This window comes from Aestuariibaculum scopimerae (assembly GCF_059428085.1).
In genome coordinates, this window is sequence record NZ_CM182089.1 from 426,741 (window position 1) to 451,449 (window position 24,709).

Sequence of the window (24,709 nt, forward strand, 5' to 3'; positions counted from 1 at the left end):
ATGATACTTGTAAAAATACTATTGCTCGCAACATTGTTCCTTGTTTTTTTACAGGACTATAAATGCCGTAAAGTCTATTGGTTTTTATTTCCTGTGCTTGGGTTTTTATGTGGCTGGCTATTTTACAATAATACCCCTAATGAGGTATTCTTTGTATCTATTAAACTAAACATGGGGTTTATACTCTTACTTAGTACCGCCATTGTACTATATGCTACTTTAAAACTTAAAACACCTGTATTTAACACTATTGGACTAGGTGATTTGTTGATGTTCTTGGCATTGGCGGTCTCTTTTCCAACCATTAGCTTTGTTATTATTTTTGTTGGCGGGCTTATCTTTTCTTTGGCCCTGCACCTGTACAGCAACCTAAATGCCAACAAGCAAACCACGGTGCCCTTAGCGGGCTATATGGGCCTTTTCTTTTTAATGAGCTATATAGGCCATTGGTCTGGGCTTATTCCTATTGTATATAACTTATAAGGTTTTGCTATGAACAGTCCATTTACCCTCCCAACATCGTTAACGCAACTCATTAGTAGTGAGCAGGCCTATCATTATAAAATCATTCCTATGGAAGCCCACAATGGGACGCTTGTTTTTAAATCGCATACTCCTACCGATTCTCTTAAAAGGGAACTACAGGTGGTGTTTGGAAAACAGGTTGAACTCCTTCCTGAAACGCCAGAGAATATAAACCTGTACCTTTCCAATAATTTTAGGAAGCGTGACAATAACAAAACTACAGATTTACATTATAGCAATGATTTTTTGGAAACGCTTTTGCTCTCGGCCAAAGATATTGGCAGCAGCGATATACATTTTGAGCCATACGAGCACAAATGCAGAGTTCGGTTTCGATTGGATGGAAAGTTAAAGGAGCATTTTGTTATTGCCCTATCGGAATACCCCATTATTGTTAATAAACTTAAAATTAAAGCGGGTTTGGATATCTCTGAAAAACGCTTACCGCAAGACGGCCGCATTACCATTAAAACCCGCCAGGATGAATTTGATATTCGAGTGTCTAGCCTACCAACCTTACACGGCGAGAAAATAGTGCTTCGTATTTTAAGTAAAGATGCCAACCATATTGATGTTAACGACTTGGGCTTTACGGCTCAAGAGCTTAAAACTTATAAGGAAGCCATTAAAAACCCCAATGGCATTGTGCTTATTTCGGGACCAACTGGTTCTGGTAAAACAACAACCTTGTATGCTACTTTAAAACTATTAAATGATGACAAAACCAATATACTAACTATTGAAGACCCTATTGAATACACCTTGGAAGGCATTAACCAAGTACAACTAAAAGAGAATATAGGTTTAGATTTTGCCAGTGCCCTGCGTACTTTTTTACGCCAAGACCCCGACATTATTATGGTGGGTGAAATACGCGATGTTAAAACCGCCAACATGGCCATTCGTGCTGCTTTAACAGGGCATTTGGTACTGTCTACCATACACACCAATTCGGCCTGGGCTACCATTTCTAGATTGATAGATATGGGGATTCCCGCTTTTTTAATTGCCAGTACCCTTAATGTGAGTATTGCACAGCGATTGGTTAGAAAATTATGCAATGCTTGCAAGCAAGAAGCTCTTGTAACCAAAGCTATTTTTCCAGAAAACTTTAGCATGCCAAAAGACCTTACCAAACATTATACGGCAATGGGATGCCCTAAGTGTTACCATACAGGCTATGTTGGCCGAAAAGCCATTTATGAGATCATTCCCATTACCAAAGCCTTGGTACCCCATATAAAAAATAATGATTTGGAAATTGATGCTTATTTACAAGAACACCACATAGCCACCTTAAAACAAAACGCCATTGGTTTGGTAAAACAGGGCATCACCTCGGTTGAGGAAGTGTATGCTTTATTAATTGATTGATATTTATGAATAAACTTTTATATATTTTTTTATTTGTTTTCTGTTTGGGGCATGCTCAAAATAGTGATAAGCGTTTGGCTACCATTAAAAATAACCTAGAGGCACTATCTAATGAAGTGGGTGGATTAACAGAACAGGCCAAAACAGATATTAACGTTAGCAATGTATCGCTGGCCAATTTTATACTGGCTATTTCTAATGCGCACAGTATTAATATTAACATAGACCCTGAACTGAACCAAATAACCCTAGCCAACAATAACTTTTCGGATGTTACGGTAGCCGACCTATTGGTGTTTTTGTGCAAGGCATACAGCCTGACCATTGATTTTACTGGTAGCATTCTTTCTATAAAAAAATATACGGCACCCATAGAAGCACCTGAGCCTCGTGTTATACCTGTAACGTATAATCCCGAAACCAATACCATTTCCATTGATGCCAAAAAAGACAAACTGTATGACGTTTTTAAACGTATTATGGATGAAAGTGCTAAAAATTTGGTGTTTGCACCTGGTTTGGAAAACACCCTACTTACCTCCTATATTAAGGATATGCCGTTTAATGCGGCCATGGACAAACTGGCTTTGGCCAATAACCTATCCTTAGAGATAACCAAAGACCACTTTTATTTATTTGAAGGACTTGATAGTGCTGGTGCTGCAGACGGCAACCAGACAAACACTAGATTTGAAAATAGACCACACACCAACTTTGATATTATAGACCCAGAACAGCACCTATTGGAAGTAGACTTTAATAATACTCCTATAGCAACTATTATCAATGATATTGGTAACGCCTTAAACCTTAATATTTTTACGGCTACTCCACTGGATAATGCTGGGTCAATTACTTTTAAGGCCAAGTCCATTCTATTTGATGATTTGTTGGTTAAAATGTTTGAGTCTCAAAGTTCTTCAGCACATACCAATAATATAGATCCCAATGTGGCAAACCGCAATACACCAAATACCGGGAATACGCTTTCGCAAAACCTGGGCACTCAATTTACTTTTAAAAAGGAAGGTAATATTTATTACTTTGGAACTGCAAACCAGCTAAGCGTTCGTAAGATGGAAGTGATCCATTTAATGCACCGCTCTGTGGAACTGCTTACAGACCCTACTGGTGGAAGCACTAGAAGTAGAACCGTTGGGAGGAGTTATTATGGTAACAATAGCTATAACAGTGGGTATGGTATAGACCAAAACTACAATGGAACATCAAATAACAATTCTAGACTGAACAGAAACCGAAATACAACAAACACCTCTAGTTATGGCAGTGAAAATACTGGTAGTTCTGAAACTATTGAAACCATTATTCCTGCGGAAATTGCTGAATCTTTGGATATTAAAGTGGACCAGGAACTCAATAGTCTATATGTAACAGGTTCTAGCACTAAAATTGAACGGCTTAAAGCCTTTATACAATACATTGATAAAACAGTACCAGTCGTTTTAATTGAGGTCATGTTTGTAGAAGTTAACAAAAACAATACTATTGAAACGGGCGTTAGCTGGGGCATTGGCGATGAACCAAAGGAAACCAAAGGCGCCCTTTTTCCGGTAACCGATTTTACCTTGGGCGCCAAAACCATTAATAAGGTCATTAATGGGTTTGATGGGTTTGACCGCTTGAACTTGGGGAAGGTCGTTCCTAATTTCTTTGCAACGGTAAAAGCTATGGAAACTAATGGAAATCTTAAAATTAGATCTACCCCAAAACTTTCTACCCTTAACGGGCATCGTGCCACATTTTCTAATGGCGAAACATCTTATTATACGGTAACACAACGAAATATTTATGGCACAGACAACCCACAAACTTCTGAAATTACCAATTACGAACCTATTGATGCAGAGCTTGGTTTAACCATAAAACCATTGGTATCTGGCGACGGACAAGTTACCTTAGACATTTTTGTAATACAATCCAGTTTTGGTAGCCGTATAGATGAAAATGCGCCACCCGATATTAGTTCTCGTGAATTTAGTTCCATCATTCGGGTGCAGGACCAAGATATTGTTGTGCTTGGCGGCCTAGAGGAACAGGTAAAAAACGATTCGGGAACCGGGGTGCCTTTTTTAGCTAGGGTTCCTGTTCTAAAATGGTTGTTCAGTTCTAGAAGACGTGAAGCGTCTAAAGCTAAGCTAACGGTATTTATTAAACCTACCATTATTTATTGATGTTTGACCATTTAGTATCATATCTACAATTTGGAAAGCGGTTCTGTGCTGTGGAGCACACTTCTGATAAGCTGTACGTGACCTGTTTGAAAAAGGGCAAAAAAGAAGTCCTTTTAGAGGATACACACACCTTTAGTTCTGTAAATGACATTTCTAATAAACTTCCCAAGAAACAGCACTTTCACTTGGTTGTCAATAACGATCAGGTGCTTACCAAAACTATTGAGAGCAACGAACCTGATGCCATAAAACTGATTGGCAAGGCCTTTCCCAATATCGATATGTCTGAGTTCTATTTTGAAATTGTGCGTCAAAAAACTTTGGGTTTTGTATCGATTTGCAGAAAGTCCTATTTGGATGGTTTGATTGCGGATTATAACAAATCAAACTTAAACATTATAGGCTTTTCATTGGGAAATTCGATTTTACATGCTGTAGTTCCGTTTTTGGATGAAAAGGTTGTGCAGACTTCCAATGCCAAGATATTGGTTTCTGATGGTTCGATTCAATCTATGGAATTTAAAGCCTCTGGGGAAACTATTTTTTATGACATTAATGGACTTTTGGTGCCTGGCATATATGTGTTGTCCCTGTCTGGTGCCCTTTCCACAATCTTGAACAATAGTATATCGACAACAAACTTTAAATCTGTAAGCGCACATTTACTGAGAAGTTTTAAACAGCATCAGTTTTTCAGGCAGTCTTTAAAATTTGGTCTTGTTTTTATCCTCAGCCTGTTATTGGGCAATTTCCTATGCTTTAACTTTTATTTTGGTCGGGTTGAAGCCTTAAATCAGTCTTCCCAATTGAACCGTACCACTAAGGATAGAATCTTGGAACTTACCGAGTCCGTGGGCCGGTCGCAAAAATTGATGGATGATCTATTGAAAAGTAACGCGTCCAAAAGTTCTTTTTATGTGAATGGGATTGTATCGAGCCTACCAGAGTCCATATTGCTAACAGAAATCAACTACCAGCCCCTAGAAAAGGCGGTCAAGGCAGATAAGGCCATTACGGTAATGGAACATACTATGACAGTTGGCGGTACATCAAACAATAGCACGTCTTACTCCAAATGGATCGGTGATCTGGAACATTTGGAGTGGGTGAAAAACGTGGAGGTTCTATCCTATGGTGATGCCAAGGATGACACATCTGTTTTTAAAATAAAAATCCTTTTGTTGCCATGACCAATAAAACTAAAAATATCTTGTTGATTGTTGGTTTTTTGGTAACCCTTGTTGTTTGCTACAATTTGGCTATCTCAAAAACCTTGTCTCTTAAAAAGGAATACACCACCTTGGAAAAAGAAGCGCTATTGTTTGGGAACACCCCTAAACAACTCTCTGTTTTAAGGCAAAAGCAAACCTATTATGACTCGCTTTTGAACATCTATCAGGTAAAGGGAAGCTCCATCCAGAACACCCTGTTGCAGACCATCAACACCCTAGCCGATACTAGCAAGATACAGGTGGTGGCCTTTTTGGAACCGCATACGTTTAAGAATGGAGAACTGACCATCAAGACGTATCAATTTACCTTACAGGGAAATTATAACGCCCTACTGGAACTTGTTTACCATTTGGAACAGCGTACTAAATTTGGGGAGATTGTCAACCTGCACTTTGAGCGGAAAATGAATTTTAGAAGCGGCAAAGTTTATTTACAGGTTGGGGTGTTTTTGCGTAGTTTTGGGTGATTGTTTCTGTGTAAATTTCAAAATGTATTTGCAAAAGCTTTTTAATAAGCCGAAGACTTCATTTAACTTTATATAATAATTTTAATGTTTCATTAAGTAATACAGATTAGAGGCTTGCATACAATACATTTACAACATAATAACAAATATGGAATATGCTATATGTATAAAAAAATAACAGGTATGTTTTCTATTTACTGTATTTGTTTCTGTAAGCTATTGGAGTTAACCCCGTTATTTTATTAAGTTTGAAGCGTTTACTACAAAAGCTCTTTTAACCTCTGGGTGGCTATTTCTGCAGTAATATCACGCTGTGGTGAACCAAACATTTCATATCCAACCATAAATTTCTTAACCGTAGCACTTCTTAACAAGGGCGGATAAAAGCTCATGTGCCAATGCCAATGTTGATTGTTTTCACCATTTGTTGGTGCTTGGTGTATGCCACTCGAATATGGAAAAGATGTGTTAAACAACCTATCATAGGCCTTTGTTAAAACAGAAATAGCTTCAGCAAAAAGGTAAGGTTCCTCTGCTTGCATATCAAGAATACTTTTTTGATGTGCTTTGGGAACAATCATGGTTTCAAAAGGCCAAATAGCCCAAAATGGTACCAAAACTACAAAACTATCATTTTCAAAAACGATGCGTTCTTGGGCTTCAAGCTCTTGTTTGAGATAACTACCCAACAAACTAGACTGGTTATCATTGAAATAGGTGCGCTGTTGCGTATCTTTTTTATAAACCTCGTTGGGCAGTGTGGACTGGCTCCATATTTGCCCATGAGGATGTGGATTGCTACACCCCATAACAGCGCCTTTGTTTTCAAATATTTGAACGTAATTAATAGTATTGTTGGCACCCAGTGCTTTGTATTCCTCCTGCCAAGTCTCTACTACTTTTTGAATGGCCTTAGTATCCATATCTGCCAAACTTTTTGAGTGGTCTGGACTAAAGCAAATAACCTTACATATACCCGTTTCGCTTTGGGCTTGCAGCAAACCATCGTTTATTTTAAAGGCTTTTGAATTGTTTTGTAAAGCAGCAAAATCGTTGGTGAACACAAAGGTTTCTTTGTAATCTGGGTTTACTTCACCATTTATTCTAGTGTTACCGGCACATAAATAACAACTCGCATCATAAGATGGCCGTTTGGTATTAGATACCGATTCCTGCTGTCCTTGCCATGGTCTTTTGGCCCTATGGGGGGATACCAACACCCATTCGCCCGTTAAAACATTAAAGCGCTTATGTGAATAATCTTGTAAATCTGCTATCACCGTATTTATTTTGAAATTTAATTAATAACACCCGTACCATCTGAAAGCTCTACTGCATAAAAAGAACAGGCTTTGTTAAACTTATCATTATAAAGTTTAGAAACATGATTCTTAAAATTAGCAATCTCTGTTCTTTTAATCAAATTAATGGTGCAACCTCCAAAACCACCGCCCATCATTCTTGCTCCCAATACGTGGGGAGTTAATTTTGCTTGGGCTACCAAAAAGTCTAACTCTTCGCAACTTACCTTATACTGGTGTTGCAACCCGTTATGGGATTCATATAACAAAACCCCAAGCGTTTTTAAATCATCCTCTTCAATGGCTTTAGCTGCTTTAACAACCCGTTCATTCTCTTCTATAACATACAGGGCCTTCTGGTAATTTTCGTAAGTCAATTGGTCTTTTATACTTTTTAAATCATATGCAGTAGCATCTCTAAGCGCACTTACATTCAACATTTCTGAAACCGACTCACAAACTGAACGTCTGTCATTATAAGCACTATCCGATAAACTATGCTTAACATTTGTGTTGATTAAAATTAATTGATAGTCTTTAAAATCAATTTCATATGGCTTAGACTTTACAGTCCTACAATCTAAAAGCAAAGCATTGTTCTTTATACCAAACATGCTGGAGTATTGGTCCATAATACCACATTTAACACCCACATAGTTATGCTCTGCCTTTTGTGAAATTAAAACCATTTCTTCTTTTGAAATCTCTAGATCAAATAATGCATTTAAACCAAACACCACACTATTTTCTAAAGCTGCTGATGATGACATGCCTGCTCCTCCTGGAATATTACCTGCAAATACAACATTAAAATTACCTACAGTCTTGCTACGATTTACCAACTCTGCAACAACCCCAAATACATAGTTTTCCCAATTACCTTCTGCAGATGGCCTAAGGTCTTTTATAGAAAATTGTACTTCTTCTTCTTTATCCAATGCATATGCTGCACAAGTAGCTGCATCGCTTTTTTGGATGGCCGCCACAATACCTTTATTTACAGCTGCAGGAAAAACAAATCCGTCATTATAATCTGTATGCTCGCCTATTATATTGATGCGCCCTGGTGAAAAGATAAGCAACGGTTCTGCTTTATACCGCTCTATGAATTGGGCTTTTACCTTGTGTATTAATTCTGTATCCATGAATTGCGAATATATGAACTTCTTCGCAAAAATTCTTGAAAATATAATTGGTTAATTTAAAAATACAACTACAACGTTTTCATTAAATAGACTATTAAAAATATGTAACCTAACAACAAAGAAATATTCTTTATCTAGCTAAAATAAATTACTCATAAAATTCAACTTCAACAATTCTTAAATAGCCTTTTGCATTTGCAGCTTCTTTATCCTTATATAAATCCAGTTCTTTTGTTGGATCTATCTCAACAATCCCTGAAAAAGCATCTTTTTCAGAGTTTTCTCCCAGAAGTCTTATCTCAATTGTTTTTGCTAATACAGGCTTTAAGTTTAAGCTTATATATCCCAGGCTTTGAGATGTTGTTCCTCTATATACCTCTTGCCCATCTGCCAATATTCTAATAGGATATTGTTTAGTTCTCCAACCTGTTAGTTTTATAACACATTGCGAAACTTTTGTGGGTTTAACCAATTCGTATGCAATCCAACCATTCTTAACCTTCCCGTCATTTCTCCACTCTGTTAACTCATTATCATCATAACTCTTGTAAACTTCATCTTCATTAGCCCCAGCCTTTGCATTCTTAATAAATGCATTGATTCTTTTTAATGTATATGAAGCGGTACTAGGTGTACTACCTCTAGAAAGATTAGAGGGTAAGCCATCTCCTGGCAATAACTCAGAAAGCCCTTCTTCTGTTTTAAAAGGTATAGTATTTAAAGTAATTTTTGCAGGTTTAAGTCCTTTTGACTTAGCCACAAGTTTAATTTCTCCAGCGCGCAGCCCAGAACGGATTAAAACCCTATTAATACCCAACTCTACAGGCAATTCTTTAGAAAGGATATAATTACTTGGTCCTTGAGCAATACCTCCTAACCATACTGCATCTCCTTTTAAAGTAAACTCAATTAAGCTATTGTCTACAGGGCATCGGTTCCCTTTTTTGTCAACAACTTCTACATCAACAAAAGCCAGATCGGCACCATCGGCAAAAAAACCATTGGGACTTGTATGTGGCGTTAACCTTATTCCATAAGGTGTTCCTGCTGTTGTTTTAATGGCTTCACTAACAATAGTGTTATCGGCATCATAACTTATGGCCTTAATTTCACCCGGTTTCCACTGAACATTATTAAATGTAAACAAAAAGCGATTGCTTTGTTTACCATAACCTATAGATTTACCATTTATAAACAGTTCCACTTTTTCACCAGATGACACTACGTAAATATTTTTTACTACATCGTCTGTATAATTCCAGTGTCCCAAAATATGGCTTCTGTAACGTTCTATATCTACCCAACCATCCCACATTACTTGATGTGCAAAATAACCATCTTTAGGAATACGCATGGGATCCACCTCTCCACTTCTACGATAATTTTCGGCACCCCTAAAATGAGTGTTCGTATCAGAAAAAATAATGTTTACACCCCCAGAGCTCACTCTGTGGCCTGTACCTGGTCTACATTCATAATAGTCGAACCACCTAACAACATCTTCAATAGCATGGGCATCTTGATTGTGGTTATAAGGGCTTGCATCAACCACTTTGGTTCCATTAACATTGGTATGTGTGGTTCCGCCCATTCCCTCTTTGTGGTATGGTGGACTGTATTCATCCCAGTACTTCCTTAAACCTTCATCTCTAGAATACTCCATAGCCCACATAGGAATCCTGGCACTCTTATTAATATATAACATTTCACCTCCATACTCCGCTTCTCGGCTATCAAGCATTTCTCTAGACCCTATAGCACGTCCCCCAAATGGATCAAAAGTATTCCTAATGCTTTTCATTTCATGCATGTGTTTTTCACTTATCACCTCATTACCGCACTCATAGAAAAGAATGCTAGGGTTATTACGGTTATAAATAATAGCATCTCGCATTAGCTCTGTACGTTGTTCCCAATGGCGCCCGTCGGAATCTCTTTCTGCATCACCTGCAGGCATGGCCTGTATTAGACCTACACGATCACACGATTCTACATCCTGTTTCCAAGGTGTAATATGCATCCATCTAACCAAATTGGCATTGCTTTCTACCATGAGTCGGTTACTATAGTCACTTAACCAAGCAGGAACAGACATACCTACTGCAGGCCATTCGTTACTGGTACGTTGAGCATAACCTTTCATTTGCAGCACACGATCGTTTAAGTATACCATACCATTTTTAAATGCCGTTTTTCTAAATCCTGTTTTAGTAATCATCTCATCAACAACGTGGTTGTCAGTCAACAGCTTTGTTTTAATAGTATATAAATAGCCATAACCCCAGCTCCAAAACTCTAAATCTTTTAAAGTTTCTTTTAGACTAACCTCCTTAACTTCTGATGGTTGGATAACAAAATTCGCTTTGGAAAACGTTGCCACTATTTTCCCTTCCAAATCATAAACCTCTGCTAAAAATGTAAATGTTTGTGGCTTTGGGTATTCATTTTTAATCTGCGACTCAATATTTATGGTTGCCCTTTTTTCAGGAATATCAAAATCTGAAGCATAAATATAAACGCCCGTAGTTTTTAAGTTAGAATAAAGTGGTAATGTTTGGTAAAGCTTATCCGTAACATGTAAAAACACATTTTTAGGTATACCACCATAGTTGGCATTAAAGTTTTTATTATTCCACCTAAAAGATGTTCCTGTTGCCTTCTCTTTATAATCCCAGTCATTATCTAATCTCAAGGCTATAATATTTTCTTGGTTGGGAAGTATATAATTCGTAATGTCAAAACCAAAGGCCATGGCACCATTTTCGTGTAGGCCTACATAATTACCATTTACATAAACCATTCCACCTTGCCTAACACCTTCAAATTCAATAAACACTTTTTTGTTAGCAAGTTCTTGTGGTAATTGAAACGTTTTTCTATACCAAGTAACACCAGTAGTAAGCTCATCTATTGCCAAAGCAAAAGCCTCTTCTTGATTAAATGCATGGGGAAGTGTTACTTGCTTCCATTTAGAATCATTAAAATTCACGCTCTCAGCATGATTTGGGTCCCCAACATACATTTTCCAATCTGAATTAAAATTAAATTCTTTTCTAGAAAATTGTCCGTAGCTATTAGCTATAAAAATAAATATGACTATAAGTACAACACCATTTTTAAATATTTTCATTTGCTTTAACTATTTTATAATATTATTTGCTACCGAATGTAACACAAACAATGTCAATATCAAAAAAACAGTCCAGAATCCTTTTTACCGAAAACTCTAGATTGCATAAAATATAACAATAAAAAACCCATGTAAATATCTATCTACATGGGTTTTAATTTTTAATCAACCTAGGCTATTCTTCCATAGGGGCTTCTTCTGGTTTTGGTTCTTTATACAAATGTCTAATCGCACCTGTTATATCACCATATCCTTGTTGATAAAATATTTTACCTTCATCATCAAAATCAAAAGATTCATAGTACTTTACAACAGCTGTTTTGGCTTCGGTAGAGTCTGTTGCTGGTAGCGTTATTTCCCAATCTGCATAATAACGTACTGAACCATCTGCTTGCTTTGTTTCTGGATTAACTCCTGGTAATAACACCAAGGAATCTAGAATCTTAAAATTAAAGGTTTGCCATAATGACGCATCACTTTTTTTAACGTCTTCTAAGCTAAGCGAATCTTTAGACCCAAAGCTTGTTCCACGCATTACAAAATCTTCCGCGTACATCGAATAATCTAAATCTTCGTTTTGAAAACCTTCTAGATTGGCCATAACGGTTGCTGAATTCTTTTTAAACAATTCGTCTGCACTATTATCCGGCTTAGATTGGCAGGCGACAAAACATAGGGAAACACATAAAATAGAAAGTAAAATTTTCATAAATATTGATTTTAAGTTAGTTATCTTATAAAGTTATACAATTTTTATGACAACAAATTAAAAATCAGGAAGTATTATTTTAATACATCTTAATACATCCCATATTGCCTTAGTATTATAATTCAAATTATTACATTTATAATTCGCATTTCATTGAAATAATGCTTATAATTTAACCTGTAATGCAAATATTAAGCTTATGTTGAAAATCACCTGCTTTGGAGAAGTTTTATGGGATGTATTCCCTACACATAAAAAAATTGGGGGCGCCCCCTTAAATGTAGCTAGCAGACTCAAAGCATTTAATAACCAAGTTAGCATGATTAGTGCCGTTGGTCATGATGAATCTGGACAAAACATACTTAAGTACTTAAAAGAACGTGGTATTAATACAGACTGTGTACAAAGCCTTAAAGATTATAAAACGGGCGATGTAACGGTGAAACTTAATAATAAAGGAGCTGCTTCTTACGACATTAACTACCCCAGAGCTTGGGATAAAATAAGCATAACTGAACGTGCCAAAGAACTTGTTAAATCTTCTGATGCTTTTGTTTTTGGAAGTCTTATAACTAGGGACGATATTTCCAAAAACACCTTATACGAACTTATAGAACTAGCCAAATACAAGATTTTTGACCTTAATTTAAGACCGCCTTATTATACCAAGGATATTTTAATTGACCTGATGAACAAAGCCGATTTTATAAAGTTTAATGACGATGAGCTTTATGAAGTAAGTAAATATCTAGGTTCTAAATACCATGCTTTGGAGCAAAACCTCACATATATAGCCAATAAAACCAACACAGCGCACATTTGTGTGACCAAAGGACCTCATGGAGCCGTTTTGTTATATAATGACGCATTATATTATAATAGTGGATTTTTTATAAAGGTAGTGGATACCGTTGGTGCGGGCGACTCTTTTTTAGGATCGTTAATTAGTGAATTGCTAAATGGCACAGCTCCTCAAGAAGCTATAGACTTTGCTTGTGCAGTAGGGGCTCTTGTGGCTAAAAGTGAAGGAGCCAATCCTAATATTACCATGAAAGAGATCAATGCATTTATGAATCCTTATTAAATTGTTACATGCTGAATTTATACAAAAAAAGCCCTGTGAAAAAATCACAAAGGCTTTAATGTATTAATATGGTGTAAAGCTAAAGCTATTAACCTGTTTTTTGCTTTTCTTTCATTTTTTCTAAGAGTGCCATCTCACGTTGTATTTCTTCATGGCGTTTGTTATACTTCTCTACCCTTTCATCAATGGCTTTTTGTCTATCAAGACTTCTTTGACGTCTTTCTTCTTCTTTCTCCATTTCAAGCATCATTTCTTTTTTCTGTCTTGATTTTTCTTTATATACAGAATAGTATGATAAGCCATACATGCTCGCAAACAAGAATGCTACAATTCCTAATATGACATAACCGTTTTCCATAAGTCTTATTTTAATATAGATTAGTAAACTTTAGCATAAAAGTAAAAAAAAGGCCTATGCATTGAAAATAAATAAGGTAAATTACTTAAAAAAAAGACAAAACCTCAAAAACAACAATTATAATCGGTGTAATGCAAGCTTTAATCATTGGTTTGTTACAACCTCAAACCCTTCTGTTTCCCAATTAGAAATACCGCCCTCTAAATTATAAATTTCAGTGAATCCTGCATCATAAAACACCTTTTCACTATCTGTACTGCGTTTACCAGAACGACAATATAACAATACGGGTTTTTGTTTATCTAGCTTTGTAATTTCATTAGAAAATGAAGGTAATAAAAAATCTATATTTTGAGCATTGTCTATATGCCCCTCAACATATTCTTCCGCAGTTCTAACATCAATTAACTGAACGGCTTTGTTTTTCAACAAGGCATGCGCATCTGCTGGGGTGATCATAGTAGTTTGAGCGGTTGACTCTTTACAACTAAAAAGCCCGCCAATAACTACAACACAAACAAAAATAAATACCGATTTCATAAAGTTTAGTCTATATCAACCACGTCGCCTTCCCATTCTACAATACCACCTTCCAGATTGTATGCATTTTCAAAGCCTAACTGCTCCATAATGCCACAGGCTTGTCCACTTCGATTCCCTGTACGACAATATACGTAATAATTCTTACTTTTATCCAACTCCTCAATTTCGTCAATAAATCCTTGGCCTTTATAAATATCTATGTGAATAGCGTTAGGTATAATACCATTGGCAACCTCGGCAGCTGTTCTTACATCCAAGATCACTGCATTATCATCACTGGCCAATTTGGAGGCCCACTCCTCTTGTGTTAAATCTTCCATCATTCTAAAATTAAGTTTTGAATGCTACAAAATTAATATATATAACGTTCTTAAACGAAAAAGCTACCTAAAAAATACATCTGTTACAGAGAAGCTGAACTTGGTACAGCTTAACAGATGTAATTTTAGGCAGCCCTCTTAATAAAGTCTACTTTTAAACTTTATATACTTTGCAGCTTTAAACTTTTATAGTACAGCCTATAGCTTTCGTTTCTTTTTCTTTTACTTCTTTACCTGCAAGCAATGCATCAACAGCATCTTCTACATATTTTGTTGTAACGGCAGATGCATCTTTGTAATTATCATCAATAGCGCCAATATATTTCACAACATTACCTTTTTTGTTTTTTTGTAACACAAACATATGGGGCGTTTTAGTAGCGCCATACTTAGGGTATACCGTTTGGTCTGCATCAATTAAATAAGGAAATGTAAACCCTTTGCTTTCTGCACGTGCTTTCATAGCATCTGGACTATCCCCTGGCTTAACCTTAATATTGTTAGGCATAATAGCAATAACAGGGTACCCTTTACTAGCATACTTTTTATCTAAGGCAATAATTCTATCCTCATAAGCTACAGCAAACGGGCAAGTATTACACGTAAACGTTACGATGTAACCTTTGGCATCTTTGTAATCGGATAAGGAAACCATCTTACCATCAACATTTTCAAGAGAAAAGTCGGCAGCAATATCCCCAACCTTGTAACCATCATTAACAATTGTTTTACTAATTGTAAACGCACTAATAAGCAACACAAAACATGTAGCTGTAATCAATTTAAGTGTCTTTTTCATAATTTAAAATATTAGATGTTAGATATTAAACTTTTTGGTTCTTTGGTCTTGGCCGCTTTAAAATTAACAAATGGCCATTCTATTTTTTGTTTTTAACTTTCAGTTTTTAGTTTTAAAAATTGTTTAACTTCAGTTTCCAGTGATTCGTACGTAAATGAGCCCTCAAAAAATTGGCGTTCATCGTTTATATAAATAATGGTAGCAGGTATGGCCCCAGACCATGATGCATCCACTTTAGGAATCCATGTATTCATATCGGCATCATCAAGTGCAACAACTTTAGATTTTAGTTTTCGTTCCTTTATAAAAGGCTTTAATTTGGTATCGTATTGATGAGGAAAATCCAAACTTACCAATATCACTTCCAGTTGGTCGTCACTATAAGTTGCATTAAGCTTCTCAAAATAAGGCAACTCCTTTACACATGGTACGCACCACGTAGCCCAAAAATTGATAACATACACCTTATCCTTATCATGCTTAGTATTCAAAAATGCTTCCAGACCTGCATAATCAAACACTTCCAATGTAGCGTTAACATCAGTTACACTTTCAGAAGTCGCTTTAGTTACAGCAAAGTCTTGGGATTTAGTTTTGTTTTTGCAGCCCATAAAAGACAGTACAATAACTAATAGGGTAAGTAGTGATATTTGTTTCAATTTGATAGTCTTTTTTAATTCAAAGATTTATAAAAATAGGAAATCACATGTAGTTATCTTACCAGTTTAACATTCTTTTATGTAAAAATTGCCCAAAGTATTGTGTAATTATATTTTCATTTCTATATTTGAACCAGATTAAAAACAGATTAATGAATACTATTTTAAATTATACTTGGTGGTGGAGCTTGACTAACACACGTTCGTGAAGTAGACCCTCGTATATTTAAATTTAAAATATCATAAAAGGCTTGTCATTCACGACAAGCCTTTTTTAATAACCAAAAAACTGAAATAAATTCAGCATACATGACAACATACAATTTATATACCCATTACAAACGTATCTTGGCAGATACCATTACTCCAGTGGCTGTTTATTATAAGATTAGGGACAAATACCCCAACAGTATTTTATTGGAAAGCGGTGATTACCATAGAAACCACAAAAACTTTTCATACATATGCTTTAATCCCATAGCCTCTATAAAAGTAGAAAACAACCGTATTACACAATTGTTTCCCGATGGTAGTACAACCGATTTAGAAATAAATGATACCGTTAATGTAGCTGAAGAAATCCACAAGTTCACCAAACGCTTTCAAGTAAGTTCTGATGAAGATTTTAAGTTTATAAACAATGGTATTTTTGGTTATACCGCCTACGATGCCGTAAAATATTTTGAGGACGTAGAAATAAGCAAAAAAGACAATTCTTTAATCATACCAGATGTCTATTATGCCGTTTACAAAAACATTATAGCCATCAATCACTTTAAAAACGAAGCTTACATATTTGCACATTGCTATGACTGTGAAAACAATATAGATTTTGTGGACAATCTTATTAATGTAAAAGCATTTGCATCCTACAACTTTAAAACCAGTGGCGATATTACTTCCAATTTAAGTGATAACGAATTTAAAGAGCATGTAGAGCTTGCCAAAAAACATTGTGCCCGTGGAGATGTTTTTCAACTGGTATTGTCCAAGCGTTTTTCACAAGCATTTAAAGGCGATGATTTTAATGTGTACCGTGCTTTAAGAAGCATTAACCCCTCACCATATCTATTTTATTTTGATTATGGCAGCTTTAAAATCTTTGGAAGTTCACCCGAGGCCCAACTTATTGTCTCAGATGGCACTGCCGAAATCCACCCTATAGCAGGCACTTTTAGGCGTACAGGTGATGATACCAAAGATGCCGCATTAGCAGAGCAACTTAAAACAGACGACAAAGAAAATGCAGAACATGTAATGCTGGTAGATTTAGCCAGAAATGATTTAAGCAGGCATGGTAACCAAGTAACCGTAGAAACCTATAGGGAAGTTCAGTTTTTCTCGCATGTTATCCATTTAGTAAGCAAGGTTACCGGACAAAAACATAAAGACACATCAACCATGCAAGTGGTAGCCGATACATTTCCAGCAGGTACCTTGAGTGGTGCTCCCAAGCACCGCGCTATGCAACTTATAGAGCAATATGAGAAAACCAGCCGTGCCTACTATGGTGGTGCTATTGGGTTTATGGATTTTAATGGCAACTTTAATCATGCCATTATGATACGAACCTTCTTGAGCAAAGACTATAAACTTAACTGGCAAGCCGGTGCCGGTATGGTATCCAAATCCAATCCCGAGAGCGAACTACAGGAAGTTTACAATAAATTAGGAGCATTAACCAAAGCTATTCAATTAGCCGAAGACATTTAAAGATGACAAAAGTATTAGTTATAGATAATTACGATAGTTTTACATACAATCTTGTACATTACTTAGAAGATTTAAACTGTGATGTTACAGTATATAGAAACGATAAGCTAACGCTGGACGACGTGAAGCCTTTTAATAAAATTGTGCTATCACCAGGTCCCGGTATACCAGACGAAGCAGGACTGTTAAAACAGATTATAAAAACCTACGCTCCTACAAAAAGTATATTAGGTGTATGTCTTGGGCAACAAGCCATTGGCGAAGTGTTTGGGGGTACTATTGTTAATTTAGACGAAGTTTACCATGGTGTAGCAACCCAGGTAAGCATTAGTGTAGATGATGAAGTATTGTTTAAGGGCTTAAACAAGAATATAGAAGTAGGTCGTTACCACTCATGGGTAGTGAATGCCAACCTTCCAGATTGTTTAGAAGCAACCTCTTTTGATGCAAACGGACAGGTTATGTCGCTACGCCATAAAGACTATGATGTAAAAGGTGTGCAATATCACCCAGAATCGGTGTTAACACCTGAAGGCAAGAAGATACTCGAAAACTGGATAAACTCTTAAGCAATGAAAGACGTATTAAACAGACTCATAGGCCACGAAACACTATCAACTGAAGAAGCCAAACAAATTCTGGTAAATATCTCCAATGGTATGTATAACCAAAGTCAAATTGCATGCTTCTTAAGTGTTTTTATGATGCGGAATATTACCATAGAAGAATTGAGAGGCTTTCGTGATGCCTTATTAGACCTTTGCATTGCTGTAGATTTACAAGCCTACAACCCAATTGACTTATGTGGTACTGGAGGTGATGGTAAAGACACTTTCAATATCTCCACATTAGCTTCCTTTATAACAGCAGGAGCCAGTGTACATGTTGCCAAACATGGTAACTATGGCGTATCATCATCTTGCGGGTCCTCCAATGTTATGGAGTATTTAGGCATTAAATTCTCTAATGATGAAGATTTCCTAAAGCAATGTATAGAAGAAACAGGTATTTGTGTTTTGCATGCACCACTTTTCCACCCTGCCATGAAGCATGTTGGGCCCATTCGTCGTGAATTAGGTGTTAAGACCTTTTTTAATATGCTTGGGCCTATGGTGAATCCAGCCTTTCCAAAAAACCAAATGGTAGGCGTATTTAATTTAGAATTACAACGCATGTATGGGTATTTATACCAAAATACCGATAAACATTACAGTATTATACATGCCCTGGATGGTTATGATGAAATCTCTTTAACAGGGAAAGCCAAAATAGTATCCAATACGGCCGAAATATTATTTTCACCAGAAGATTTAGGCCTTACCAAAATTAAACAAGAAGCCATTTTTGGGGGGAGTACCGTAGAAGCATCTGCCAAAATATTTGTAGATGTTATTAATGGCAAAGGTACCGAAGCACAAACCAACGTAGTATGTGCCAATGCAGGCTTAGCCATTGCCACTACTAAACAAATAGACCATAAAACAGGATTTGAGATGGCAAAAGAATCCCTATTATCAGGAAAAGCCAAAGCCAGTTTAAACCAGTTAATTACCCTTAGTAAATAATAGCAAATACCTTTAGGTTACACCATGAATATATTAGACAAAATAACGCTAGACAAGAGAAAAGAAGTTACCTTAAAGAAAAGCTTAATACCAATAAAACAATTAGAGAAATCCGTTTTATTTGAAAGACATACAGTGTCCTTAGCTCAAAAATTACGTAATAGCCAAACAGGCATTATTGCTGAGCATAAACGCAGGTCGCCTTCAAAATCTATTATCAACCAAAATCTTAATGTACAAGACGTAGCCATAGGCTATGAAACAGCAGGCGTTTGCGGTATGTCTGTACTAACCGATGGCAAATATTTTGGAGGCTCCTTAGACGATTTACTCTTAGCAAGAGCCAGTTGCAAGCTGCCTCTTTTACGCAAAGAGTTTATTATAGACCCTTATCAAATACTCGAAGCCAAAGCCTATGGCGCCGATGTTATTCTGTTAATAGCGGCCATTTTAACCCAAGATGAGATAAAAAACTTCTCAGAATTTGCAAAAAGCCTTAACCTAGATGTGCTATTAGAAGTCCATAACGAAGAAGAGCTCAACAAATCCATCATGCCCAGTTTAGACATGTTAGGCGTAAATAACCGAAACCTAAAAACTTTTGATGTAAGTTTAGAGACCAGCAAAGCCCTAAGCGCACTCATACCAGACGATTTTGTAAAAGTATCTGAAAGTGGTATTAGCAACATAGAAGCCATAAAATCATTAAAGCCCTATGGCTATCAAGGGTTTTTAATTGGCGAGAACTTTATGAAAACAGAAGATGCGGGTGCCAGTGCAAAACAATTTATAAAAGATTTAGCATCATGAAATTAAAAGTTTGTGGCATGAAATATACAGATAACATTCAAGACGTTGCGGCCTTAGGGCCCAACTATCTAGGGTTTATCTTTTATAAAGCATCCGCTAGGTACTTTAACAGCACCATACCCAAGCTTCCAGAAAACATAAAAAAAGTGGGCGTGTTTGTAGATGAAGCCCTCAATAATGTTACAGAAACCATTAACAAGCACCAATTGCAAGCCGTACAATTACACGGTAGCGAATCCCCAAAGTATTGTCAAAAATTAAGAGTGGCTGTAAATAACAACAATCTAGAAATCATTAAGGTTTTTTCTATTAAGGACACCTTTAACTTTGAGATATTAAAACCCTATGAAGCCGTTTGCGATTACTACCTGTTCGATACCAAAGGCAAATTACCAGGCGGCAATGGTTACACCTTTAATTGGGATGTATTAAGTACATACCCATCAACCAAACCCTTCTTTTTAAGTGGAGGCATTGGCATTAATGAAATAGATAAAATTAAAGCATTCCAACAAAGTGCAGCTTCAACATACTGTTATGCCTTAGATGTAAACAGTCGGTTTGAAACCGCACCCGGATTAAAAGATATAGAATTAATTAAAGCGTTTAAGCAAACATTATGGAATATAACGTAAACGAAAAAGGCTATTATGGCGAATTTGGCGGGGCATTCATCCCAGAAATGCTCTATCCCAATGTAGAAGAATTACGGCAGAACTATTTAAAAGTCATGGCAGAACCTACTTTTAAAAAAGAATTCAACCAGCTATTAAAAGACTATGTAGGGCGTCCTTCTCCATTGTATTTCGCAAAGCGCCTAAGTGAAAAATACAATACCAAAATCTATTTAAAGCGTGAGGACCTTAACCATACTGGGGCTCATAAAATAAATAATACCATTGGGCAAATCCTTATGGCCAAGCGTTTGGGCAAAACCCGTATTATTGCCGAGACCGGTGCCGGACAACACGGCGTAGCCACTGCTACCGTTTGTGCCCTTATGGGATTGGAATGTATTGTTTACATGGGCGAAATAGACATTGCTAGGCAGGCCCCAAACGTAGCCAGAATGAAGATGCTCGGTGCTTCGGTGGTACCAGCCCTATCAGGTAGCAAAACCTTAAAAGATGCCACCAATGAAGCCATTCGCGATTGGATTAACAACCCAGTGGACACTCATTATATTATTGGTTCGGCCATTGGGCCACATCCCTACCCCGATATGGTAACCCGTTTTCAATCCATTATATCCGAAGAAATTAAATGGCAATTAAAAGCACACGAAGGCCGTGAAAATCCAGATCATATAGTAGCCTGTATAGGTGGTGGTAGTAATGCGGCAGGTACCTATTACCACTTTCTGCACGAAACAGATGTAAACATTATTGCCGTTGAAGCCGCTGGTTTGGGCATTGACTCCGGTGAGAGTGCCGCCACCTCCGTTTTAGGAAAAGAAGGTATTATACACGGATGTAAAACCTTATTAATGCAGACCAAAGACGGGCAAATAACAGAGCCTTACTCTATTTCAGCAGGATTGGATTACCCTGGTGTTGGCCCCATGCATGCCCATTTGTGTAAAACAGGTCGCGCAGAATTTATGTCCATTACCGATGATGAAGCCATGAAAGCCGGTTTAGAACTGTGTAAATTAGAAGGCATCATTCCTGCTATAGAAAGTTCTCATGCCCTTGCCATTTTTGAACAACGCACTTTTAAACCAGACGAGGTTGTAGTAGTGAGTTTATCAGGCCGTGGTGATAAGGACCTTGACACTTATATAAAATATTTTAAGCTATAATTTCATTTTTATCAGTTCCCATGAATAGAATAAACAAAAAACTAAACGAAGATAAAAAGCTACTATCCATATACTTCACCGCAGGGTATCCACATTTGGATGACACCGTAACCATTATACAAAACCTAGAAAAAAATGGTGTAGATATGATAGAAATAGGCTTACCCTTTAGCGACCCCCTTGCCGATGGACCTACCATTCAAGAAAGCTCCACTAAAGCCCTAAAAAATGGTATGACTACCGAAGTGCTTTTCAATCAACTAAAAGATATCCGAGCGTCCGTAAACATCCCATTGATTATTATGGGGTACTTCAACCCCATACTACAATACGGTGTAGAGGCTTTTTGTAAAAAATGCCAAGAAATAGGTATTGATGGCTTGATTATTCCAGACCTTCCTGTAGATGTTTACAACGATAAGTACAAGGCTATTTTTGAAGCCTATGGCCTAATCAATATCTTCCTCATTACACCACAAACCTCCAATGAACGCATTCGTTTTATAGATTCCATATCCAACGGATTTATTTATATGGTAAGCAGTGCCAGTGTAACAGGAAGTCAGTCAGGGTTTGGCAACGTGCATACCCAGTATTTTAAGCGCATTGCAGATATGCAGTTAAAAAACCCACAAATTATTGGTTTTGGCATATCTAACAGTACCACCTTTAAGCAAGCCACACAGTATGCCAAGGGTGCCATAATAGGCAGTGCATTTATTAAACATTTAACAACAAAAAGTGTGAATACCATTTCTGAATTTGTAACCTGTTTAGTAGAATAAACACACCATTTATAATAACAAAACAAAGGAATTCCACTTTAATAATTAACGCCTTTTTCTTATATTATAAGCTATGAAAAACATTGAAAACATTGAATTGGCTTATCTAAGCCTTGATGATTATGACGAGCTAAAACAAGCTATGATTGCCTCATATGCGTCTATGCCAGATGCGTATTGGAAAGAGCACCAAATAAAAAAGCTTATAGATGAGTTTCCCGAAGGCCAAGTCGTTATAAAAATAAATAACCAAATTGCAGGCTGTGCTCTATCTATTATAGTGGATTATAACAAGTTTGACGATTTACATACCTATAAAGAAATTACCGGTAATTACACCTTTAGCACCCATACCAAAGATGGCAATGTAATTTATGGCATAGAAGTATTTATAAAACCAGAATTTAGAGGGTTGCGCTTAGGAAGACGTCTTTACGATTACCGTAAAGAACTTTGCGAACGTTTAAATCTTAAAGGGTTAGCCTTTGGAGGACGTATTCCAAATTACCATCAATATGCCGATACTTTAACCCCAAAAGAATATATAGATAAAGTTAGAAGCAAAGAAATTCACGACCCCGTTTTAAACTTTCAAATATCAAACGACTTTCACCCTACCCGTATATTAAAAAACTATTTAGAAGGTGATGAGTCCTCTCAAGATTATGCTGTTTTATTAGAATGGGACAACATTTACTACGAGAAAAAACAAAAGAAAGCTGCCACTATAAAGAAAATTGTACGTTTAGGGTTAATACAATGGCAAATGCGCTTATACAAAGATATGGATGAACTTATGCAACAAGCTGAGTTTTTTGTAGATGCCGTTTCTGGATACCGTAGTGACTTTGCCCTATTTCCAGAATTCTTTAATGCCCCCTTAATGGCCGAGAACAACCACATGTCTACCCCCGAAGCCATTAGGGAATTAGCCAAACACACCCAAGAAATAGCGCAACGCTTTTCAAAATTGGCCATTTCCTATAATATCAATATCATTACAGGAAGTATGCCTGAGATGGTTGACGATAAGCTATATAACGTAGGCTATTTATGCCGACGCGATGGCAGTATGGAGCGCTACGAAAAACTGCACGTTACCCCCGATGAGGCCAAAGTATGGGGCATGGTAGGCGGTAACAAATTACAAGCGTTTGATACTGATTGTGGTAAAATAGGCATCCTAATCTGTTACGATTCAGAATTCCCAGAACTAAGTCGCCTGTTGGCCGATGAAGGTATGGACATCCTTTTCGTTCCCTTTTTAACCGACACCCAAAACGGTTTCTCAAGAGTGCGCCACTGTGCCCAAGCCCGAGCCATAGAAAACGAGTGTTACGTTGCTATAGCGGGGAGTGTAGGTAACTTGCCCAAAGTACAGAACATGGACATACAGTTTGCACAATCTATGGTATTTACACCCTGCGATTTTGCCTTTCCAACCAATGGTGTAAAGGCCGAAGCCACACAAAACACAGAAATGATATTGATAGCCGATGTAGACATAGACCTGCTTAGAGAACTCAACCAATTTGGAAGTGTAAAAAATCTAAAAGACCGCAGGAAAGATATTTTTGAATTAAGAAAGCGCTAAAGCAAATGCCTTTAAACATTGTTTTAATAGAACCCGAAATACCCAACAATACTGGAAATATTGGTCGGTTAAGCTTAGCCGCAGGAGCCAACTTGCACATAGTAAAACCCTTAGGGTTTAAAATTGATGACGCCCGCTTAAAGCGTGCTGGTTTAGACTATTGGCAACACCTGTCTGTTACCTATTATGATAGTATAGATGCCTTTTTTAGCATCCATAAAAACAAACCCATGGCGTTTTTATCCAGTCATGGCACAAAAGATTACTGGCACATCCCTTACAAAGAAGACCTTTTTTTAATCTTTGGCAAAGAATCCGTAGGTCTGCCCAAACCATTAATAAAAGCATATGCCAATAAACTTTACAAAATACCCCTTTACAGCCAACATGTAAGGAGCCTTAATTTAGCCAATGCTGTAAGCATTGTGGTTTATGAGGGTTTGAAACACTTACGCTAGCCACTGCTTTATAAAAAACCTTTACTACCACACCCAAAAAGTATTTTTAAGTTTAGTAAAAAAAGTGTACTTTAAACACCCTTTAAAGCTGTCTTAAATTCAATTTTTTAATAAAAAATACGTTTAAAACTACCAAGAGCAATTA

General features: G+C 36.8%; 24 protein-coding genes. 15 read left to right on the plus strand and 9 right to left on the minus strand.

The window, feature by feature from the left end; all coding sequences use genetic code 11:
* The 5 genes from AC5SR4_RS01985 to AC5SR4_RS02005 are packed head-to-tail and all read left to right on the plus strand — an operon-like array spanning position 1 to position 5,790.
* On the plus strand, positions 1-483 hold the full coding sequence (locus AC5SR4_RS01985) for a hypothetical protein (RefSeq protein ID WP_495357864.1): 483 nt from the start codon (positions 1-3) through the stop codon (positions 481-483).
* A 9-nt stretch (positions 484-492) separates the two neighbouring features.
* Complete coding sequence (locus AC5SR4_RS01990; protein ID WP_495357865.1) at positions 493-1,899, plus strand: GspE/PulE family protein; 1,407 nt, start codon at positions 493-495, stop codon at positions 1,897-1,899.
* A 5-nt stretch (positions 1,900-1,904) separates the two neighbouring features.
* Positions 1,905-4,091, plus strand: a complete 2,187-nt coding sequence (locus AC5SR4_RS01995) for a type II secretion system protein GspD (RefSeq protein ID WP_495357866.1) — start codon at positions 1,905-1,907, stop codon at positions 4,089-4,091.
* Positions 4,091-5,281 (plus strand): hypothetical protein, encoded by a 1,191-nt coding sequence (locus tag AC5SR4_RS02000; protein ID WP_495357867.1) that lies wholly within the window; start codon positions 4,091-4,093, stop codon positions 5,279-5,281. The genes AC5SR4_RS01995 and AC5SR4_RS02000 overlap by 1 nt, the downstream gene beginning before the upstream one ends.
* Positions 5,278-5,790 (plus strand): hypothetical protein, encoded by a 513-nt coding sequence (locus AC5SR4_RS02005; protein ID WP_495357868.1) that lies wholly within the window; start codon positions 5,278-5,280, stop codon positions 5,788-5,790. Before AC5SR4_RS02000 ends, AC5SR4_RS02005 begins: the two co-directional genes overlap by 4 nt.
* 260 nt (positions 5,791-6,050) lie before the next feature.
* Here the strand turns inward: AC5SR4_RS02005 and AC5SR4_RS02010 are convergent, their stop codons facing one another.
* The 4 genes from AC5SR4_RS02010 to AC5SR4_RS02025 form a co-directional block, all read right to left on the minus strand.
* Positions 6,051-7,070 (minus strand): UDP-glucose--hexose-1-phosphate uridylyltransferase, encoded by a 1,020-nt coding sequence (locus AC5SR4_RS02010; protein ID WP_495357869.1) that lies wholly within the window; start codon positions 7,068-7,070, stop codon positions 6,051-6,053.
* 17 nt (positions 7,071-7,087) lie between these two features.
* Positions 7,088-8,236: a galactokinase gene (gene galK / locus AC5SR4_RS02015; RefSeq protein ID WP_495357870.1), complete on the minus strand. Its 1,149-nt coding sequence runs from the start codon at positions 8,234-8,236 to the stop codon at positions 7,088-7,090.
* A 148-nt stretch (positions 8,237-8,384) separates the two neighbouring features.
* Positions 8,385-11,366 carry a glycoside hydrolase family 2 protein gene (locus tag AC5SR4_RS02020; protein ID WP_495357871.1) on the minus strand — a complete coding sequence of 994 codons (2,982 nt, stop codon included), beginning with the start codon at positions 11,364-11,366 and terminating at the stop codon, positions 8,385-8,387.
* A 175-nt stretch (positions 11,367-11,541) separates the two neighbouring features.
* Complete coding sequence (locus AC5SR4_RS02025) at positions 11,542-12,075, minus strand: hypothetical protein (RefSeq protein WP_495357872.1); 534 nt, start codon at positions 12,073-12,075, stop codon at positions 11,542-11,544.
* Positions 12,076-12,274: 199 nt separating this feature from the next.
* On the opposite strand from AC5SR4_RS02025, the gene AC5SR4_RS02030 reads away from it, so the two are divergent.
* Positions 12,275-13,159: a carbohydrate kinase family protein gene (locus AC5SR4_RS02030; protein WP_495357873.1), complete on the plus strand. Its 885-nt coding sequence runs from the start codon at positions 12,275-12,277 to the stop codon at positions 13,157-13,159.
* A gap of 88 nt (positions 13,160-13,247) precedes the next feature.
* On the opposite strand, the gene AC5SR4_RS02035 is transcribed toward AC5SR4_RS02030, so the two are convergent.
* From AC5SR4_RS02035 to AC5SR4_RS02055, 5 genes are all read right to left on the minus strand, one after another.
* Entirely contained in the window at positions 13,248-13,517 is a 270-nt protein-coding gene (locus AC5SR4_RS02035; RefSeq protein WP_495357874.1) for a hypothetical protein, read from the minus strand.
* 144 nt (positions 13,518-13,661) lie between these two features.
* Positions 13,662-14,057, minus strand: a complete 396-nt coding sequence (locus AC5SR4_RS02040) for a rhodanese-like domain-containing protein (protein ID WP_495357875.1) — start codon at positions 14,055-14,057, stop codon at positions 13,662-13,664.
* A gap of 5 nt (positions 14,058-14,062) precedes the next feature.
* On the minus strand, positions 14,063-14,380 hold the full coding sequence (locus AC5SR4_RS02045) for a rhodanese-like domain-containing protein (protein ID WP_495359146.1): 318 nt from the start codon (positions 14,378-14,380) through the stop codon (positions 14,063-14,065).
* 178 nt (positions 14,381-14,558) lie between these two features.
* Positions 14,559-15,179, minus strand: coding sequence for a thioredoxin family protein (locus AC5SR4_RS02050; protein WP_495357876.1), 621 nt, complete (start codon positions 15,177-15,179; stop codon positions 14,559-14,561).
* Positions 15,180-15,271: 92 nt separating this feature from the next.
* A complete protein-coding gene (locus AC5SR4_RS02055; RefSeq protein ID WP_495357877.1) occupies positions 15,272-15,838 on the minus strand; it encodes a TlpA family protein disulfide reductase in 567 nt (188 codons plus the stop codon).
* Positions 15,839-16,147: 309 nt separating this feature from the next.
* On the opposite strand from AC5SR4_RS02055, the gene AC5SR4_RS02060 reads away from it, so the two are divergent.
* The 9 genes from AC5SR4_RS02060 to AC5SR4_RS02100 all read left to right on the plus strand — a co-directional run bounded on the left by AC5SR4_RS02060 (position 16,148) and on the right by AC5SR4_RS02100 (position 24,564).
* Positions 16,148-17,551 carry an anthranilate synthase component I family protein gene (locus AC5SR4_RS02060; RefSeq protein WP_495357878.1) on the plus strand — a complete coding sequence of 468 codons (1,404 nt, stop codon included), beginning with the start codon at positions 16,148-16,150 and terminating at the stop codon, positions 17,549-17,551.
* Positions 17,552-17,553: 2 nt separating this feature from the next.
* A complete protein-coding gene (locus tag AC5SR4_RS02065; protein WP_495357879.1) occupies positions 17,554-18,120 on the plus strand; it encodes an anthranilate synthase component II in 567 nt (188 codons plus the stop codon).
* Positions 18,121-18,123: 3 nt separating this feature from the next.
* Positions 18,124-19,116 (plus strand): anthranilate phosphoribosyltransferase, encoded by a 993-nt coding sequence (gene trpD / locus AC5SR4_RS02070; protein ID WP_495357880.1) that lies wholly within the window; start codon positions 18,124-18,126, stop codon positions 19,114-19,116.
* A 24-nt stretch (positions 19,117-19,140) separates the two neighbouring features.
* The gene (gene trpC, locus AC5SR4_RS02075) at positions 19,141-19,926 is read left to right on the plus strand and encodes an indole-3-glycerol phosphate synthase TrpC (protein WP_495357881.1); all 786 of its coding nucleotides are present in this window, start codon (positions 19,141-19,143) and stop codon (positions 19,924-19,926) included.
* A 17-nt stretch (positions 19,927-19,943) separates the two neighbouring features.
* Positions 19,944-20,561: a phosphoribosylanthranilate isomerase gene (locus AC5SR4_RS02080; protein ID WP_495357882.1), complete on the plus strand. Its 618-nt coding sequence runs from the start codon at positions 19,944-19,946 to the stop codon at positions 20,559-20,561.
* Entirely contained in the window at positions 20,546-21,727 is a 1,182-nt protein-coding gene (gene trpB / locus AC5SR4_RS02085) for a tryptophan synthase subunit beta (RefSeq protein WP_495357883.1), read from the plus strand. Before AC5SR4_RS02080 ends, trpB begins: the two co-directional genes overlap by 16 nt.
* A gap of 20 nt (positions 21,728-21,747) precedes the next feature.
* On the plus strand, positions 21,748-22,512 hold the full coding sequence (gene trpA, locus AC5SR4_RS02090; RefSeq protein ID WP_495357884.1) for a tryptophan synthase subunit alpha: 765 nt from the start codon (positions 21,748-21,750) through the stop codon (positions 22,510-22,512).
* A gap of 73 nt (positions 22,513-22,585) precedes the next feature.
* Positions 22,586-24,106 (plus strand): carbon-nitrogen hydrolase family protein, encoded by a 1,521-nt coding sequence (locus AC5SR4_RS02095; protein WP_495357885.1) that lies wholly within the window; start codon positions 22,586-22,588, stop codon positions 24,104-24,106.
* Between the two features lie 5 nt (positions 24,107-24,111).
* Entirely contained in the window at positions 24,112-24,564 is a 453-nt protein-coding gene (locus AC5SR4_RS02100; protein ID WP_495357886.1) for a tRNA (cytidine(34)-2'-O)-methyltransferase, read from the plus strand.
* Positions 24,565-24,709 lie beyond the last annotated feature (145 nt).

What these genes read in the sequence shown, in the direction of transcription:
- AC5SR4_RS01985 (WP_495357864.1), top strand. Translation starts at nt 1, where the DNA reads ATGATACTTGTAAAAATACTATTGCTCGCAACATTGTTCCTTGTTTTT.
- AC5SR4_RS01990 (WP_495357865.1), top strand. Translation starts at nt 493, where the DNA reads ATGAACAGTCCATTTACCCTCCCAACATCGTTAACGCAACTCATTAGT.
- AC5SR4_RS01995 (WP_495357866.1), top strand. Translation starts at nt 1,905, where the DNA reads ATGAATAAACTTTTATATATTTTTTTATTTGTTTTCTGTTTGGGGCAT.
- AC5SR4_RS02000 (WP_495357867.1), top strand. Translation starts at nt 4,091, where the DNA reads ATGTTTGACCATTTAGTATCATATCTACAATTTGGAAAGCGGTTCTGT.
- AC5SR4_RS02005 (WP_495357868.1), top strand. Translation starts at nt 5,278, where the DNA reads ATGACCAATAAAACTAAAAATATCTTGTTGATTGTTGGTTTTTTGGTA.
- galK (WP_495357870.1), bottom strand. Translation starts at nt 8,236, where the DNA reads ATGGATACAGAATTAATACACAAGGTAAAAGCCCAATTCATAGAGCGG.
- AC5SR4_RS02020 (WP_495357871.1), bottom strand. Translation starts at nt 11,366, where the DNA reads ATGAAAATATTTAAAAATGGTGTTGTACTTATAGTCATATTTATTTTT.
- AC5SR4_RS02025 (WP_495357872.1), bottom strand. Translation starts at nt 12,075, where the DNA reads ATGAAAATTTTACTTTCTATTTTATGTGTTTCCCTATGTTTTGTCGCC.
- AC5SR4_RS02030 (WP_495357873.1), top strand. Translation starts at nt 12,275, where the DNA reads ATGTTGAAAATCACCTGCTTTGGAGAAGTTTTATGGGATGTATTCCCT.
- AC5SR4_RS02035 (WP_495357874.1), bottom strand. Translation starts at nt 13,517, where the DNA reads ATGGAAAACGGTTATGTCATATTAGGAATTGTAGCATTCTTGTTTGCG.
- AC5SR4_RS02040 (WP_495357875.1), bottom strand. Translation starts at nt 14,057, where the DNA reads ATGAAATCGGTATTTATTTTTGTTTGTGTTGTAGTTATTGGCGGGCTT.
- AC5SR4_RS02045 (WP_495359146.1), bottom strand. Translation starts at nt 14,380, where the DNA reads ATGGAAGATTTAACACAAGAGGAGTGGGCCTCCAAATTGGCCAGTGAT.
- AC5SR4_RS02050 (WP_495357876.1), bottom strand. Translation starts at nt 15,179, where the DNA reads ATGAAAAAGACACTTAAATTGATTACAGCTACATGTTTTGTGTTGCTT.
- AC5SR4_RS02060 (WP_495357878.1), top strand. Translation starts at nt 16,148, where the DNA reads ATGACAACATACAATTTATATACCCATTACAAACGTATCTTGGCAGAT.
- AC5SR4_RS02065 (WP_495357879.1), top strand. Translation starts at nt 17,554, where the DNA reads ATGACAAAAGTATTAGTTATAGATAATTACGATAGTTTTACATACAAT.
- trpD (WP_495357880.1), top strand. Translation starts at nt 18,124, where the DNA reads ATGAAAGACGTATTAAACAGACTCATAGGCCACGAAACACTATCAACT.
- trpC (WP_495357881.1), top strand. Translation starts at nt 19,141, where the DNA reads ATGAATATATTAGACAAAATAACGCTAGACAAGAGAAAAGAAGTTACC.
- AC5SR4_RS02080 (WP_495357882.1), top strand. Translation starts at nt 19,944, where the DNA reads ATGAAATATACAGATAACATTCAAGACGTTGCGGCCTTAGGGCCCAAC.
- trpB (WP_495357883.1), top strand. Translation starts at nt 20,546, where the DNA reads ATGGAATATAACGTAAACGAAAAAGGCTATTATGGCGAATTTGGCGGG.
- trpA (WP_495357884.1), top strand. Translation starts at nt 21,748, where the DNA reads ATGAATAGAATAAACAAAAAACTAAACGAAGATAAAAAGCTACTATCC.
- AC5SR4_RS02095 (WP_495357885.1), top strand. Translation starts at nt 22,586, where the DNA reads ATGAAAAACATTGAAAACATTGAATTGGCTTATCTAAGCCTTGATGAT.
- AC5SR4_RS02100 (WP_495357886.1), top strand. Translation starts at nt 24,112, where the DNA reads ATGCCTTTAAACATTGTTTTAATAGAACCCGAAATACCCAACAATACT.